Genomic DNA, 16,635 nt, shown 5'->3' with positions numbered 1-16,635 from the left:
CAAACCGGGGTGTTTATTGATTCCGGCGGCCCGCGACGACGTCGCGATACAGGGCGGCGTAGCGGCTCGCCCGATTGCGCCATGATACGTCGGTCGACATGCCATTGGTCTGCAAGCTTCGCCAGGCTGGCCGGTCCTGCCACAGGATATTGGCGCGGCGCAGGGCGCCATCGAGCGCTTCGGCCGTGACTGGCCCAAACGTGAAGCCGGTTGCAACACCACCGGCGGTGCCGGCCTCCCCTGCGTCCATGACGGTATCGGCAAGGCCGCCGACCTGCGATACGATCGGGACAGCGCCGTATCGCAAGGCGCAAAGCTGGGTCAAACCGCATGGTTCGAAGCGCGACGGTACCGCGAGGGCGTCGGCACCGGCCTGAATGAGATGGGCGAGCGCTTCGTCGTAGCCGATCACAACCGCGATCCGCCCGGCGTGCGCTTTGGCGGCGGCCTGATAACCCTGCTGGAGATCCGCATCTCCGCTCCCGAGCAAGGCCAACTGCATCCCTTCACCGAGGATGGTCGGGACGTTCTCGAGCAGGATATCCAGTCCCTTCTGCCAGGACAGGCGGCTCACCACGCCGAGCAGCAGGGCGTTTGGCGACGGATCAAGTCCAAGCCGGCGCTGCAGCGCCAATTTATTCACCGCACGCGGCGCCGGCTCCGTCGCGCTGAAACGCGCGGCGATGTCAGGGTCGATCTCGGGGTCCCAGACCGAGATATCAATGCCGTTGAGGATGCCGCTCAGGACCTGGGATCGTTCGCGCAGCAACCCGCCCAGCCCCATGCCGCCCTCATCCGTCTGAATCTCGCGCGCATAGGTCGGCGAAACCGTGGTGATGCGATCGGCAAATTGCAGGCCCGCTTTCAGGAAGCTGATCGCACCATAATATTCGACGCCGTGAATCGAAAAAGATTCGGGCGGCAAGCCGAACGCAGCGAGCATGTGATGCGGAAACCGGCCCTGGTAGGCCAGATTGTGAACCGTCATTACGGTGGCGGGCCGGGGCCGATGGGTAAGGTGCAAATAGGCAGGCGCGAGGCCGGCCTGCCAGTCATGGGCATGCAGCACGTCAGGCACGAAGGACGGAATGGCGCCCTGGCCGATTTCGGCCGCCATCTTCGAAAGCGCGGCAAAGCGCATGCCGTTATCCGGCCAATCAATGCCATCGGGCGTGACGTAAGGATTGCCGGGCCGCGCATAGAGATGCGGCGCGTCGAGCACGAACAGATCGAGGCTGCCATGCGAGCCGCCGAGCAGGCGGGCCGGTCCGCCAAAAAAATCCGGCACATGGAGGAGCTCCTCCGCGACCACGAGCGCCTTGATGACATCGGGATATCCCGGCACCAGGGTTCGCGTTTCGATGCCGTCCGCGCGCAAGGCGATCGGAAGAGCGCCGACGACGTCGGCAAGGCCGCCGGTCTTGACGATCGGATAGATTTCAGAGACGACCGCAAGAACGCGAACCTGCGTCATGCACCGAGCCTGTCGAGCATCGGCTGCGTGATGAGCGTGATGCCTTGCGCCGTGGTTCGAAACCGTTTCGCATCGAGTTCGGAATCCTCGCCGACCACGAGGCCTTCCGGGATGCGAACGCCGCGATCGATCACGACATTCCTCAGCCGCGCATGCCGGCCCACATTCACGTAAGGCATGACGACGGCATTTTCCATGCTGGCATAGGAATTGACGTGAACCCCGGTGAACAGCAGGGAGCGCCGCAGTGTGGCGCCGGATATGATGCAGCCTCCGGAGACCAGCGACGTCACCGCCTGCCCGCGCCGATCCTGCTCGTCGTGAACGAATTTGGCGGGCGGCGAGATCTCGGCATGGGTCCAGATCGGCCATGCGCGGTCGTAAATATCGAGCTCGGGCGCGGCGTCGGTGAGGTCGATGTTGGCGGCCCAATAGGCATCCACGGTGCCGACGTCCCGCCAGTAGGCCCGTGGATCGTCGTCGGAGGACCTGACGCAGGAGGTGGAGAACTGGTGCGCCACCGCCCGGCCGTTCTTGACGAGGTAGGGGATCACGTCCTTGCCGAAATCGTGGCTCGAATTCGGGTCGTTCGCGTCACGCCGCAATTCGTCGAACAGGAATTTCGAATCGAAGACATAGATCCCCATGCTGGCCAGCGACGTGTCGGGCTTGCCGGGCATTGGCGGCGGATCGGCCGGCTTCTCGAGGAAGGATTTGACGATACCCTCGTCATCGACGTCGATGATCCCGAAGCCGCTCGACTCTGCGCGCGGCGTCTCGAGGCAGCCGATGGTGACGTCGGCGCGCTGCTCGACGTGCTGCTTGAGCATGCGTTCATAGTCCATCTTGTAGATGTGATCTCCGGCGAGCAGCACGATGAATCTGGCATCGTGCGATTCGATGATGTCGATGTTCTGATAAACCGCGTCAGCCGTTCCGAGGTACCAGTTGGTCTCCGAGACGCGCTGGCTCGCCGGCAGGATGTCGAAACTCTCGTTGCGCTCCGGACGAAAGAAATTCCAGCCCATTTGCAGATGCCTGATCAGGCTGTGGGCCTTGTACTGGGTTGCAACCGCTATCCGGCGAATTCCGGAGTTCACCGCGTTGGAGAGGGCAAAATCGATGATGCGGGATTTTCCGCCGAAATAGACCGCCGGCTTGGCCCGCCTGTCGGTAAGCTCCATCAGCCGGCTGCCACGACCGCCCGCAAGAACGAAGGCGAGCGCATGGCGTGACAGCGGTTCGTTGACGATCGTGGCCATTTTTGTCCTCCCTGGACCCACAACGCATGCCCACGACACCTTCTCTTGTCCGGAAGGCAGGATCGAGGGCCACTGGCCGATAGTAGCGGGACGAATGGCTGATCGGAAAGTGGCATGTAGAACGGTTGAGTTCTGAAATTTGTTCCTTCCGCGGAAGTCGGTGCTTCGCTGTTCCGCCGGACCCAATGGCTGCTGCTGGCGCGGCGGGAGAACGTTCGGGGAAGACCCGTTACGCGCCGTTTGCCTTCAACACTTCGAACACGGCGGCCGTATCCTGATCCCCCAGTCCCATCGCCATGGCCTTGGCGTAAACCGGCTGCGTCATCGTAAAGAGCGGCGTTTCGCAGCAGAGTTCGCTGGCGAACTCCGCGATAATGGCCATGTCCTTTTTCCAGGTCGAGATCCGCATCGTCGCCGGTTCATAGCTGCGGCGTGCCATCATCGGGGCGCGCATCTGAAACATCCGCGAACCGCCCGCGCCGGGAGCGATCATCTCGATCACCCGAGTCAAATCGAGGCCGGCCCGTTCGGCGAGCAGCATCGCTTCCGCCGCGGCGACGTTGTGAATGGCGACCAGGTGATTGGCGACAAACTTCATTCGGCTGCCATTGCCGTAAGCGCCGAGATCGGCACTCTGCGTGGCAAAGTCGGCAAACAAGCCGGCACACCGCGCGATCGCGGCTTTATCGCCGCTGGCATAGACGACGAGGTCGCGAATCGCGGCCTGGGCACCGGTCCCGCTGAGCGGACAATCGAGCGCAATATGACCTGCAGGCTCGAGGATGTCCCTGAAACGCGCCTTGTCAGCGATCGTGAACGTACTGAGTTCGACGACGATGCGCTCGCCTTGAGTGCCCAAGGCAATCTCCGTCGCGACGGCATGGGCGGCCGCGGCGCTGGACAGGCTTGTCATGATCGTCGATGCCCGGGCGGCGACAGCACCTACACCATCGACGATGGTCACGCCGGCAAGCGCAAGCTCGCTGTTGCGCGCCGGCTCGGTGTCGAAGCCGACGACATGCCAGCCGCGCTCGACGAGGTTGCGGGCGATGGCGCCCCCCATGATGCCCAGTCCAATGATACCCACTGTCCGGTCCATGTTACCTCGAGTCTGCCGGTTCACTGCCAACAACCAGTTCGCTCAGCGATTCCCTGGCAATCGCGGGAATCATACCATTGGCGGCGGTTCGCGGGCCGGGTCAAATCCGAATTCTTGCGAGACGACCTTTTGTCACAAAGCCGACGCGTGCCAGTCGAGCGATGCCCGAAATACTGACTTGTTGCCAGTGGTGCCGGACGCTACCTTCGCTTGCCCGTTTTTTCGTTTACCCGATTTTTCCTGGAAGCTTAGATGATCTGCCCGGGTTGCCAGCACGAAAACAGCGCGGGGGCGAAGTTCTGCGAGGAATGCGCTTCGGCTCTGGCACCTGTTTGCGCGAATTGCGGCAACCAGATTTCACCGACGGCGAAGTTTTGCTCGGATTGCGGTCGCCCGACCGGCCGGAGCGCGCCTACCTTTTTGTCTTCGCGCTCCATGGCGCTGAGACCGCAGACCCCCCGCCACCTCGCCGAAAGAATCCTCAACGCCAGAACCGAAGTCGAGGGCGAGCGAAAGCAGGTGAGCGTGGTGTTCGCCGATATCACGGGTTCGTTGGAGCTGATATACGGCCGGGACCCCGAGAGCGCGCAGGCGATCCTCAATCCCGTGCTCGAGCAGATGATTGAGGCCGTCCACTACTATGAGGGTACGGTCAACAGGCTTCTGGGTGATGGGATCATGGCGATCTTTGGCGCGCCATTGGCCCACGAGGATCATGCGGTGCGCGCTTGCTACGCCGCGCTGATGATACAGGAATCCGCCGCCGAACTGGCGGACCGCGCCGAACAGCCGCTCAAAATCCGGGTCGGAATCAACTCGGGAGAAATCGTCGTCTGCGCCATCAGCAAAGACCTCGATATGGAATACACCGTCGTCGGCGAGACCGCGCATCTGGCGGCCCGCATGGAGCAGATGGCGCGGCCCGGCTCGATCCTGACGACAGCGAAGACCGTCCGTTTGGCGGAAGGATACATCACCGCGCAGTCTCTCGGTCCAGTACCGATCAAGGGGCTTGCCGAGCCCGAGGAGGTCTATGAACTCGTTGGCGCGGGCCCCGCGCGCACCCGTTTGCAGGCAGCCACCATTCGGGGCCTGACCCAGTTCGTTGGCCGCGAGAGCGAACTGGATCAGCTCCGCCGTGCACAGCAGCCGGTGGCCACGGGGACGGGCCAATTGGTGGCCGTCATCGGCGAGGCCGGCGTTGGCAAATCGCGTCTGCTTTACGAGTTCACCCACTCGCATCGGCTGCTTGGCTGGCTGGTGCTCGAGACCACGGCGATCTCGCTCGGAAGAGCGACGAGTTACCTGCCCGTGGTCGCGCTGCTCAAGAGCTACTTTGCGATCCAGGACCGCGACGAGCAGCCCGAAATACGCCGCAAGGTGGTCGAGAAAACACTCGCGCTCGACGAAGGGCTCGAACCGACGCTATCAGCGCTATTGGCCCTGCTCGACATCCCCGTCGATGACGCCGGCTGGCACACGCTCGATCCAGCGCAGCGCCGGCGGCGTTATCTCGATGCCGTAAGGGGTCTGATACTGGAGGCCGCTCGCAAGCAGCCGGTTCTTCTGATCTTCGAAGACCTGCACTGGGTAGACAACGAGACGCAAGCCCTGCTCGACGCCCTGGCGGGCGATCTGGGCTCGGCTCGCCTGCTGCTATTGGTCACCTATCGTCCCGGCTACCAGGACATCTGGGGCAGCAGGCCAAACTACCGTCAGGTCCGGCTAAGCGCGCTGCCGACCCATGACGCCCATGATCTGCTGGAAGTGCTGCTTGGCCGGGATCCCGAACTTGATCCGCTCAAGCAGCTGCTCATCGGACGCGGCGGCAATCCGTTTTTTCTCGAGGAGACCGTCCGTGCCCTGGTCGAGATACAGGCCTTGTCGGGAGAACGAGGTCATTATTGCCTGATGCGTCCGATTGGAAATATTCAGGTTCCGCCCACGGTACAGGCCATCCTGGCGGCGCGCATCGATCGGCTACTCCCCAGCGATAAGAATCTGCTGCAGATCGCTTCGGTCGTGGGCCGCGAGATTCCGTTGGCGGTGCTTCGACCAATGGCCGACTTTACCGAAGAAGCACTCAATCATGCGCTCGAACACCTGCAGACGGCCGAGTTTCTCTTTGAGACCGGACTTTATCCAGACGTCGAATACTCGTTCACCCATGCGCTCACGCACGAAGTGACCTACAACGGACTGCTACGGGCGCGGCGGAGCTCGCTCCATGCGCGGCTGGTCAATGCGATCGAGACCTTGTACCGGGATCGGCTCGGCGAACACATCGAGCGCCTGGCACAGCATGCGGTTCGTGGTGAGCTGCTGGAGAAAGCCGTTCGATACCTGCGGCAGGCCGGGCAGAAAGCGCTGTCGCGTTCGGCGCTCGAGAACGGGCGGGTCTGGTTCGAACAGGCCCTCTCCATCCTCGAGAAGGTGCCCGAAACCAGGGAGAATATCGAACTCTCCATCGACATCAGGTTTGACCTGCGAAACTCCCTGCATCCCCTGGGTCACCTCGAGCGATGCCTGGATCACCTCCAGAAGGTGCAAGTCCAGGCCACTCAGCTCGGCGACAAGCGACGGCTTGGCCAGGCTTCATCGTTCCTGTGCCAGTACTATCGGTTGATGGGCGAACTCGATCCCGCCACGGAAGCCGGCGAACGCGCCATGGCCATTGCGGAAGAACTGGACGAACTGCCGCTTCGGATGGTGGTGAGCGGCCACTTCGCGGCGCTGTGTGCCGCAAGGGGCAATCATCATCGCGCCTCGGAAATACTGGACGCGGCTGTCGAGCGCCTTCGCGGCGATATCGCCACCGAGATGATGGGCACGACGGGGGTCCTTGGCGTTTTCATGCGCGGCTATCTGGCGTGTTCGCTGGCCGAACTCGGCGAGTTTGAGCGTGCCGCGCGCTCTGCCAAGGAGGCCGTGGAAATCGCCGAAACGGCAAACCAGGTCTATAGCCTGGCCTTTTCCTACTACTGCAAGGGCACCGTGCTCGCACTTCAGGGCGAAGTGTCGCAAGGCATTGACGTCCTCGAGCAGGGTCTCACGCTTGCCCGCGCATGGACTCTGCCGTTGGTGCTTCCACTGATCGGCGTGTCGCTCGGACACGCCTATTGCCTGGCCGATCGCACCGACGAGGCGATCGCGTTGCTGGAGGAGACCGAACGTGAGGGAAGCGCCATGCATCGCTTCGGCGGCCACGCCATGATTTTGGTCCGCCTCGGTGAAGCCTATCTTCGCAGCTCCCGCACCGCCGACGCCGAACGGACCGCCAGACGGGCGCTCGTTCTTGCCCGCAAACAGGGCGAGTACGGCTATGAGGCCCACGCACTCCGGCTGCTGGCCGAGCTCGGACTGGGTGACCCCTCCCCGATTGACGAGAGCGAGACAAACTTTCTCCAGGCGCTGCGAAAGGCCGAGGCGTTCGACCTGCGCCCCCTGGCGGCTCAATGTCACCTCGGGCTCGGAAAACGCTACAGATCGGCCGGCCAGAGCGGAAGCGCCGAGCAGCACCTCACCATGGCCGCAGTCCTGTTTCAGGAGCTTGGTATGCAATTCTGGGCCGAACAAGCGCGGTCGCAGCTTGATTCATTGTCCTAGTCCGAGATCGAAGAGAAGAGCCCAAGGAAGGCGCCATATCCTGCCAGTCCAGCGCAAAGCTCACTCACCGGGGATTTGTTGATGGTTCGGTAACCTTCTGCATTCAAGATTCGGGCAGTTGGTTGCGTTGGAGTATCGCTTTGGAAAATTTTGACGAGCTGCGCGATCTCGCAGCGGACGTTCGCGCATTCATTGAACATTCAAACGACCCGGCCGCCGCATTGCGGGATGTGGTCGCGGCCTATGATGTCGTCTTGGGTATCTTTCCCTCGGATGAGGGAATGGGCTTGCACGTCGTCAAGGGCGGCAGTTTGCTGGACCGACTCGCTACCCTTCAGTCGAATGCCCTCTACAGCCACACCGCTATTGCCGTGCATAGCCGCGAACAGGCGGTAGAGCTTCAAGCGCTGGTGGCTTAAAGGCGCCTTCGGTTCGGCCTGAACGCGTCATGCCCTAGCCGCGCTTGGCAGCAGCCTTGGTTTCTGGCGCCGCAACTTCCAGGGCGGTGACCTCCAGCCCGCACGCGTGCGCGAGCGCGCGCAGTTCGAGCTGAAGGGCCTCGAGCTCATGGCTGTCGAGGCCTCCATCGAACGCGATCGCGGTGACGACTGGATCCCGGATCTCGGCAGCGTTACTTCTTCCTGGCGGCTTTCTTCTTGCCGGTTTTCTTGCCGGCTTTCTTGGCAGCGCGCTTCTTGGCTCTTGCTTCTCTTGCAAGGCGATCCTTTTTTGCGGCCGCGGTGGCTTTCCACTTTGTCTCAAAGTCCTTCACTCCCGCCACGAACTGACGAAGCATCGACTTGCCCTCAGCGCTCTTGGGCGTGACCGCGACCCGAATATAGGTGCGCCCTGTCGTGCTTACCTTCTTGTTGACTTGAATGTACGCCATCCGCTTTTGCCCCTTCCCGTTGTTGCCAAGCGGCCCCGACCCGAGGCTGCCCCTTGCCAAGTGCTTTGAATGTTATCAGCGAATTGGGAGGCTTGGAAGATGCGCGGCGCGCCATCGAGATCTCTCATCATGTACCAGTCCGGCGTGGCCTCGTAGCTGTCTTCGATCCTGACCTTCTGGCCGCGCGCCAGCTGGACGAAAGTCCTCGCCATGTTGTGCTTGCCGACCAGATCGAAAATGTTGGTCGAAGACGTAAACCTGCCGATGCCGATTTCCGTGATGCAGGGAATGCCGCGCACGTCCTCCTTGAGATCCACACTGAAAACGCCCGACGCCCTCGCATCGAGCAGCTTGATGGCCCGCACGCAGGTATCGACGACTTTGGGTTCGAAGACCGTCTTGGCGAGGGCCGCCACGGAGGAGACCCGCGCCGGCTGGCTGCCCATGCCGAGATAGGAAAGCCGTTCGTAGGTCTTGATGAGGATCAGCTCGCCGTCCTTCCAGACGCTTTGGCAGCCGAAATCCCGGCCCGGCAGATACTCCGACAGCACAAACGCCGCGACCGGCACGCCGCGCATCTCCTTCCAGTACCGGATCCAGCTCCGTGCCTGCTCGGGCGTCTGGACCGGCAGCGCGCCGAGCGCGCCGGCCCCGCTCCGGACCCGGCACCACAATGGCCGGCCGCCTTTGAGCTGCTGGAAGATTCTGGTGATCTGCTTCAGGTCCCGCACCGGATAGGTTTCGGGAGCGTCGATGCCGTTGCGGCGCAGCAGTGAAATGAGACGGTACTTGTCGCGGGAAACACTCAGCACGGCTTCGCCCGGCAGGAACAGATACTCGCTAAAACACTTCCGCGCGCGCGACAAGCTCTCAACATCGGCATCGACGGTCGGAATAATGAGATGCAGGCGTTCGGTCTTCATGATCCAGCGCAGCACCTCGCTCCATTCCGGGTGATCGGCAGGCGGGACGAGGTAATTCTTGTCGGCGTCGGACTTCTTCAGGGAGAACTGGTCGTCGTTGCAGCCCACGATAAAGGAAGTGCCGGCCCCGGCCCGGATGCTGCGGGCCAAATTGTTGCTCGAACCGTTACCCGCGCTCGTAAACAGCAATCGCGCAGCCACCAATTTCTCCGTATCGCTTAAATATGATCTGGCCCGAAAGGAAGCTAACGATGAACTTCTCGAAGATATGCAACAAATCTTGCTGAAGCAACCAACCATGGGCCATATCCCACAGCGACAAGCGAAGCGAGGCTCGTACGCGGCACGAAGCGTCGTCAGCCTCCCGAGGGAATGGTTTAGCGTTGATATCGCGCGGTTGGTGCCACGTCGATCACGCCCAGATCAACCAGGGTACGGTGAAACCGGCGCTTCCGCTCCGACGATGATGCGAAGTAGGCTCCGCCGCAATGTTCGAGCAGGCTCGCGCGCGTCGCGAAGATTTCATCAAGCGGCAGACCGGCGTGCTGCAAAGCTACCGTCCCAAGAAAGGCGATATCCAGTTCGCGGCCGCGTCCGCAAGGAATTCGATCGGCGAAGTCGTTCAAGGTTTCGATGGCGTAGAACGTGCGGAACTGCCGTCTCGCGTCTTGCTCGAGGTCGAGTTTTCTCTCGATCCGCCGCGTCATGACGGGTTGATGATCTCCATAATGCACAATGAGTGTCGGACGGTTGGGAAAACGAGCGGAAAGCTCGGATTTGAGTTTCTTCCAGGTCACAGCGGTCTCGACGAGCCGCGCGTAATACTCGGCATAATGTGCGTCGGGAAGGCTTGCGGCAGCAAACGCGCGCTCGCTTTCAAAGTGGTTGGGCGCAACCAGGTTTCGGTTGTGCGGGCCGTGGTTGAAGTTGGTCAGTGCGTATAAGAAGCGCGGCGACGCATCGTCAGCAATGCCTTTCATGTGAGCATCGAGTGCGGCACCGAGAAACAATGCATCGGAATTTGTCGCTTCGAATCGTTTGACGTCGAAGGGCGGATCAAAATCATCCGTAAAGAGACGCTGGTCGATGCCTATTGAACGGTAGAACCTGTCGTAGTTGAGAAAGCTGCGACGGCAGCTCGAGGTCAGCATCGTTCTGTATCCGAGCGCCGCGAGCGTCTTTGGCAGACTGCTATGGAAGCGGCCGGCGCCTCGTTTGAAGAGAAAATAGGCGTTTGAACCGAAGCTCGCGCTTGAAAGGCCCGTCAGCAGGCTGAATTCCGATTGCCATGATCCGCCGCCAAAAATATCCACGTTAAGGCTGCCGTGGAGACCGTTTTCCGGTGACAGGAACTCTTCGACAACCGGCTCGACCGGAAGACCAAATATGCGCGGATCGAAGATCGACTCGTGCTGGATGACGATAATGTCGGGATAATCGGGGCGGCGCGCCGGAACGGCCGCCATCAGCGGCAGCGGGTCGTTGGCGATATCGCTCAGAGCGAGCCCGCCGAACGGCCGCCAGGCAAGCGGGTTGAGCAGGGATGCAATGAAGCTGGAAAGAAAACACCGGCGCAGCGCCGCACCGCGCTGGAACGGTACCGGCCCGCCGCTTGCCCTGTAGGCGGCCAACAGGCCAATAGAGGCAAGGCCGAAAAAGAGGACCTGGAATTCCAAGGATACAGGCGGCCCGCGCACGTAGAGCACGGTTGCGACCGCGGCCACCATGAGCGCGAGGCTTCCGGCGAAAGCTGCCGTCAGCGCGAGCGGATACTGTGCCAACAAAAACGGAACCGTTCCGGCAAACGCCAGCGGCAGATCCGTTGCCGTGAGCTTGATCCCGCTGTGATCGTATTTGACCTTCGACGCTCCGAAAATGCCCGCCGCCAGGATGGAAGACAGCAGCATCGCTCTTTCCAGATCAGCAACGACGAACAGCAGCAGCGCAGTGCACAAACACAGCGCGGCGACGGCCAGTGTAAGGTGCTCAACGCTGCGTTCCGCAAGCCAGAGAACGACGAGAGCGATCAGGATGATCAGGGCCAATGACATATCGATAAGATGCCAGAGGAATGAATCGGCGTCCACGACAGCGAAGCGGACATTCGCGCAGGACGTTGAAACCTGCTAAGGGCAGGCGATGGAGCAGACATGACCGATCCCGTCGACATCAACCGCCGGAACTGGGACGAGCGCGCGGCCATTCATGCGCGCGACACCACCGGTGACTATATGCTCGAGCGGTTCAGGGCCGGCGAGGATGCGCTGCACGCGATCGAAGCGGCAGAACTCGGCGACATCGCCGGAAAGCGCGTGCTGCATCTGCAGTGCCATATTGGCCGGGACACATTGTGCCTGGTTCGGCGCGGCGCGATTGCGACCGGGCTGGATTTTTCCCCGGCCGCGCTGGATGTGGCACGGCGCCTGTCCGAAGAGACCGGCCTGAAGGCCGACTTCGTCGAGGGGACCGTCGATCAGGCTCCCGTCCTGACGCCGGGCCCGTTCGATCTTGTCTTCACCACCTGGGGCGCCATTTGCTGGCTGCCCGATATGAAGGACTGGGCAAAGGTCATCGCCTCCGTGCTGGCACCGGGCGGCGAACTGTATTTCGCGGACGCGCATCCAAGCTTCTTGGCGATGGAAGAGACCGCCGGCAGGCTTGTGCCCACCTACGATTTTCAAACGCCTGCCGACCGGCCGCTGCCGTTCGCAAACGAGACCACCTACACCGGCGACCCCACGATCATGTCGCATCAATCCACCCGCGAGTGGATCCACTCGCTCTCGGCCGTGCTCGGCGGACTGATCGATGCCGGCCTGACGATTACGATGTTCAGGGAGCACGAAGTGTTGCCCTGGCGCGGCCTGCCAAGCCTGGTGCCTGCGTCGGAAAGGCTGTGGCGGCTTGCCGATGGCGCGCCGCGGATGCCGTTGTCGTATTCGGTGAGAGCCAGAAAAGGTTCGTGAAACGGGAGCAGCCTAGGTCGAAGACTGCTTTCGCACGGACCATCGAAAGAACCGTGCAGGCAAGATCAGCCGTTGATTCCACCTGCTGATCTGCGCCGGCCGTTTCAAGCTCATCGCGGAGGCTCGCTTCCGAGAAGACAGCCTCACCACTGTGCCGGCGAAAGACCGCAAGTCGGAGGCATGGCTTGAGCATAATGGCCGAAGGAACAATTGGTATACCCAAAGCAAGGCAAGCATCACGCCAACCATACAGCTACGCCGCGTTCAAGGCCTGCGCGATATCCGCGATCAGGTCGGACGGATGCTCGATGCCGATCGACAGCCGGATCGTGGAGTCGAGCACGCCGATTTTCTGGCGGATGTCGGCGGCGACGCCGGAATGGGTCATGCTGGCCGGCAGGCTGGCCAGCGACTCGGTGCCGCCGAGGCTCACCGCCAGTTTGAAGATTTGCAGCGCGTTGAGGAATTTGAAGGCGGCGGCCTGGCCGCCGACAATGTCGAACGAGAAGGTCGAACCGGCGCCGGTGCATTGCCCGGCGAATAGACGCCCGGCCGGCGAATTCGCATCATGGTGGCCGAGGTAATGGACGTGCGCCACCTTGGCGTGGTCGCGCAGAAAATCCGCCACGAGCCGTGCGTTTGCATCGGCCTTTTCCATGCGGATGCTCAAGGTCTCGAGCGACCTGGAAAGCATCCAGCAGGAATGCGGGTCGAGCTGGGTGCCGATGGCACCGCGCAACGCCTTGATGTCCTTCATCAGGGCTTTCGAGCCGAGCGCCGCGCCCGCGATCAGGTCGGAATGGCCGCCGATATATTTGGTCAGCGAATACAATGACAGGTCCGCGCCGTGTTCGATCGGCCGCTGAAACACCGGCCCGAGCAATGTATTGTCGCACGCGACGATCGGCGTGTGATCCTGCGCCTCGCCGATGTTATCGGCGACGCGGCGGATCATCGCGATGTCGACCAGGCCGTTGGTGGGGTTGGCCGGGGTCTCGATGAAAATCATCGAAACCCGTCCCTTGCGCATGGCGTCTTCCGCCGCCAGCTGGGCGGCGGCTTCGTCGATGCCGTCGGCGAAGCCCACCGCGCCGATCGAGAGGCCCGCCAGCGTCTTGGTGAACAGGGTTTCCGTCCCGCCATAGAGCGGCTGCGAATGGAGAATGACGTCGCCGGGGCGGACAAAGGCCAGGATCGCGGTCGAAATCGCCGACATGCCCGACGAGAACAGCGCGCACTTCTCGGTACGCTCGTAGACCGCGAGCCGATCCTCGACGATCTCGCTGTTGGGATGATTGAACCGCGAATAAACCAGCCCTGCGCCCATTCCCTCGGGTGGCTCGCGCCGGCCCGAGACGAAATCGAAATAATCCTGACCGTCTTCAGCGGTCCTGAACACGAAGGTCGAGGTCAGAAACACCGGTGGCTTGACGGCGCCTTCCGACAGTTGCGGATCGTAGCCGTAATTCAGCATCAGCGTTTCCGGATGCAGCATGTGGTTGCCGATATGCGTCTTGGACGGAAACGGTTTCACCATGGCGTGCCTCGCTGGCTGAATTCAGAGACGTTGCCCCGGGTCGCCCGCAAAGACGACGCGGTGGATGCGACGGCATCCAACGACTCGGGGTCAACGCTACGAGGAGCAGCCTAGCAACATCCGGGGCTGATTTCACCGCGCATGAAACAGTTTCCGGGTCGGGCGACCACGTCGCCGCGCGAGCCGCGTTGCAGATGGTCTGGCAATACCGGTGAGGAAAACCGGCATCGCCGCTTCGTCGCAGGCCTGGCCAGCAGCTTGCTCAGCGCTCGGACCGCATATAGGGGCTGTCCTCGGACACATGCTTCAATTCCGGCGCAACATCCATCTTGTGGGCCACGCTGGTCCGGCTCCGGCCCGCGCTTTCCGGATTACCTACGAATGCCCACATGATCACGCCAATCGCGAGTGTCGCGCCGCTTATCACGCCGATGTCCCGCTTCATTGCGAACTCCCGTATTGCCTCGGGCGTGCACAAATCAAGCCAGCCGCTCGTGGTCGAAGTATGGCTAATGCAAGATCGGCCGGCCGATCCCGGCAATGTGATGGCTGAACCGCGGCAGCGCTCAACTCTTGCTTGGCGTGGCCGCGTCCGGAGCCAATCTGCCGAGCATGGCGGTGAGTTCCTCGTCCGCGCTGATGATCGTCTTGTTGCGATCACCGACGTCCGTTGCAGACTCCGGTGCGATCGGCAGCTCGACGGATGCGCCAATCGTTTCTTGTTTGGCCGGTTCGACCGGCCGGGGCGCGGAAGCAGGCAATTTTTCGGAGAGTTTTAATGTCTCCTCCGGCAACAGCTTGGGTTGCCGATCCGGCCGATGGGCCCCTGCGTTCGAGCTTCCGCCAGTTGAATCGGGCAGCGTGGTATCAACAGCCGCATGGCGTCGCGGCGCGACGCCCTTGCTGGCTCTTGCAACGATCCCGTCGACGATGGCAGGAAGCCTGTCCTTGTCGGTCTCCGCCAAATACTCCCCGGCCAGTTCGTCCACATATTGCTGTCCGTAGTCGGCCAGGACAGAGGTGACCCGCGCGAGATCGGCATCGCTTTCGACAAGCCGCCGCCATGCCTGCCGATCGTAGGAAGACGCTTCGTGAGCCCTTGCCGGTTTCGGCTCCGGGACCGCTGGAGCCGCCGCCATGGGTTCGTCCGCCCGCTCGCCGCTCTGGGCGGCAGCGCTTGCCCGCTTTCGATTATTCTCCGCCACCAGGAGTGACAGCAGGCCAACGCCCATCAGCAGGAATCCAAGCGCGGCCCATACCAGCGTGGCGCAAAGGACAGCCCCGGCAATCAGCAATATCCACCCAGCAACGCGCACTAACTGGCCTTCTCTGTGAACACAGCCGCACTTAGTTGATAAACATCGACACTAATTCTCGACGCTTCCGGCAAGCCGCGCAACACAAGATTAGCGCCGCAACCGGCGTCAGGCCGGCGCTTTCGTGCTGCGATACGGGAGTCGTGGGCCGCGTAGCTACGCGCCGGTGACGCGCCAGATCACATCGCCGACATCGTCCGCCACCAGCAGCGAGCCGTCGGGCCCGAGGGTCACGCCGACCGGCCGGCCATAGGATTCGCGCTCGTCGGGTGCGAGAAACCCCGACAGGATATCCCGCGCCGGTCCGGACGGGCGTCCGTTCACGAACGGCACGAACACGACCTTGTAGCCGCTCAGCGTGCTGCGGTTCCAGGAACCGTGCTGCCCGATCACCATGCCGTCGGGAAAGCCCGGGAGCGTCCCGGCCGGCATCCAACATAAACCCAGCGAAGCGGTATGACCGCCCAGCGCATAGTCCGGCGTGATCGCCTTGGCGACCAGGGCCGGGTCCTGTGGCACCCGGTCGTCCACCGTCTGCCCCCAGTAGCAATAGGGCCAGCCGTAGAAGCCGCCATCGCGCACCGAGGTCAGATAGTCCGGAGGCGTCTCGTCGCCGAGGCCGTCGCGCTCGTTGACCACCGTCCAGAGCACGCCGGTCTGCGGCTCCCACGCCATGCCGACCGCGTTGCGCAGGCCGCCGGCAAAGATGCGGCTGGAACCGCTGGCGAGATCAAGCTCATAGATCGCCGCCCGGCCCTCTTCCACTTCCATGCCGCTCTCGGCGATGTTGCTCTGCGAACCGACGCCGGCATAGAGCTTCTTGCCATCGGGGCTTGCCAGCAGGCTCCGCGTCCAGTGCCCGCCCGGCTTGAAGGTGACGAGTTTGCGCCCGGGTGCGCTGATGCTTGCGGCGTTCGCCGCATAGGGGAATGCCACCACGCCATCGGTATTGCCGACATAGAAGGTGTCGCCGAGCAGCGCCATGCCGAACGGCTGGCTCAGCCCCTCCATGAAAATTCCGCGCTGTTCGGCAACGCCGTCGCCATCGGCATCGCGCAACCGCGTGATGCGGTTCGCGCTGACGCCAAGGGCGTGGGCACGTCGCATCGTCGCCTGCATCGCGTAGCTGAACACGCTCCGGATCGGACCTGCGATTTGGTTCGACTCGGCGATCAGGACGTCGCCATTGGGCAGCACGTTGATCCAGCGCGGATGTTGCAGGCCGGTCGCAAACGCATTGACCTTGAGCCCGGGCGCGGCCGTCGGCTTGTGCCCTTCGTCCCAGCCCCTGGCCGACGGCATCTTGAGCGTCGGAATGGCGCCTTGCGGCTTCGCCTCCGGCACCACAGGCGCGCTGCCCCAGGCCGGCGCAGGTGCCGCGCCCTGCAATCTGCGCCAAAACAGCGCACCAGCACCGATCAGCGCGACGATGCGCGCAAAAATTGCAGAAAGGCTCATGTTATTCCCCAGTTGATCGCGCGCACACTAGAGCAAAACCGCGCGCGCGACGGAAGCGACATTCCGCCTTGTTTGCTTCCTGAGGTTTGGGGATGCCGCATAGCG

General features: G+C 62.4%; 13 protein-coding genes. 3 read left to right on the top strand and 10 right to left on the bottom strand.

Annotation, left to right across the window (positions count from 1 at the left end; all coding sequences use genetic code 11):
* Positions 1-13 precede the first annotated feature (13 nt).
* The 3 genes from glgA to ACSQ84_RS13280 form a co-directional block, all read right to left on the bottom strand.
* Positions 14-1,474, bottom strand: coding sequence for a glycogen synthase GlgA (glgA, locus tag ACSQ84_RS13290; RefSeq protein WP_436212098.1), 1,461 nt, complete (start codon positions 1,472-1,474; stop codon positions 14-16).
* Positions 1,471-2,736, bottom strand: a complete 1,266-nt coding sequence (glgC, locus tag ACSQ84_RS13285) for a glucose-1-phosphate adenylyltransferase (RefSeq protein WP_436212097.1) — start codon at positions 2,734-2,736, stop codon at positions 1,471-1,473. The genes glgA and glgC overlap by 4 nt, the downstream gene beginning before the upstream one ends.
* A gap of 229 nt (positions 2,737-2,965) precedes the next feature.
* Positions 2,966-3,835 carry an NAD(P)-dependent oxidoreductase gene (locus ACSQ84_RS13280; protein ID WP_436212096.1) on the bottom strand — a complete coding sequence of 290 codons (870 nt, stop codon included), beginning with the start codon at positions 3,833-3,835 and terminating at the stop codon, positions 2,966-2,968.
* Between the two features lie 252 nt (positions 3,836-4,087).
* Here ACSQ84_RS13280 and ACSQ84_RS13275 point away from each other — a divergent pair, with 252 nt between their 5' ends.
* Positions 4,088-7,441 carry an AAA family ATPase gene (locus tag ACSQ84_RS13275; RefSeq protein ID WP_436212095.1) on the top strand — a complete coding sequence of 1,118 codons (3,354 nt, stop codon included), beginning with the start codon at positions 4,088-4,090 and terminating at the stop codon, positions 7,439-7,441.
* A gap of 140 nt (positions 7,442-7,581) precedes the next feature.
* The gene (locus tag ACSQ84_RS13270) at positions 7,582-7,860 is read left to right on the top strand and encodes a hypothetical protein (RefSeq protein ID WP_436212094.1); all 279 of its coding nucleotides are present in this window, start codon (positions 7,582-7,584) and stop codon (positions 7,858-7,860) included.
* Positions 7,861-8,072: 212 nt separating this feature from the next.
* Here the strand turns inward: ACSQ84_RS13270 and ACSQ84_RS13265 are convergent, their stop codons facing one another.
* The 3 genes from ACSQ84_RS13265 to ACSQ84_RS13255 form a co-directional block, all read right to left on the bottom strand.
* Entirely contained in the window at positions 8,073-8,330 is a 258-nt protein-coding gene (locus ACSQ84_RS13265; protein WP_436212093.1) for a hypothetical protein, read from the bottom strand.
* A complete protein-coding gene (locus ACSQ84_RS13260; protein WP_436212092.1) occupies positions 8,300-9,553 on the bottom strand; it encodes a hypothetical protein in 1,254 nt (417 codons plus the stop codon). Before ACSQ84_RS13260 ends, ACSQ84_RS13265 begins: the two co-directional genes overlap by 31 nt.
* Positions 9,554-9,630: 77 nt before the next feature.
* Positions 9,631-11,298 carry a sulfatase-like hydrolase/transferase gene (locus ACSQ84_RS13255; RefSeq protein ID WP_436212091.1) on the bottom strand — a complete coding sequence of 556 codons (1,668 nt, stop codon included), beginning with the start codon at positions 11,296-11,298 and terminating at the stop codon, positions 9,631-9,633.
* 105 nt (positions 11,299-11,403) lie between these two features.
* Between ACSQ84_RS13255 and ACSQ84_RS13250 the strand changes: the two genes are divergently transcribed.
* Complete coding sequence (locus ACSQ84_RS13250; protein ID WP_436212090.1) at positions 11,404-12,219, top strand: class I SAM-dependent methyltransferase; 816 nt, start codon at positions 11,404-11,406, stop codon at positions 12,217-12,219.
* A gap of 253 nt (positions 12,220-12,472) precedes the next feature.
* On the opposite strand, the gene ACSQ84_RS13245 is transcribed toward ACSQ84_RS13250, so the two are convergent.
* The 4 genes from ACSQ84_RS13245 to ACSQ84_RS13230 form a co-directional block, all read right to left on the bottom strand.
* On the bottom strand, positions 12,473-13,756 hold the full coding sequence (locus tag ACSQ84_RS13245) for a cystathionine gamma-synthase family protein (RefSeq protein ID WP_436212089.1): 1,284 nt from the start codon (positions 13,754-13,756) through the stop codon (positions 12,473-12,475).
* 262 nt (positions 13,757-14,018) lie between these two features.
* Complete coding sequence (locus ACSQ84_RS13240) at positions 14,019-14,201, bottom strand: hypothetical protein (RefSeq protein WP_436212088.1); 183 nt, start codon at positions 14,199-14,201, stop codon at positions 14,019-14,021.
* A 121-nt stretch (positions 14,202-14,322) separates the two neighbouring features.
* Positions 14,323-14,988, bottom strand: coding sequence for a hypothetical protein (locus ACSQ84_RS13235; RefSeq protein WP_436212087.1), 666 nt, complete (start codon positions 14,986-14,988; stop codon positions 14,323-14,325).
* A gap of 240 nt (positions 14,989-15,228) precedes the next feature.
* Complete coding sequence (locus ACSQ84_RS13230; protein ID WP_436212086.1) at positions 15,229-16,530, bottom strand: PQQ-dependent sugar dehydrogenase; 1,302 nt, start codon at positions 16,528-16,530, stop codon at positions 15,229-15,231.
* Between the last annotated feature and the right edge of the window lie 105 nt (positions 16,531-16,635).

The organism is Bradyrhizobium sp. LjRoot220 (assembly GCF_964252915.1).
Classification (GTDB): domain Bacteria; phylum Pseudomonadota; class Alphaproteobacteria; order Rhizobiales; family Xanthobacteraceae; genus Bradyrhizobium.
This window is presented reverse-complemented; position numbering and strand designations above follow the sequence as displayed.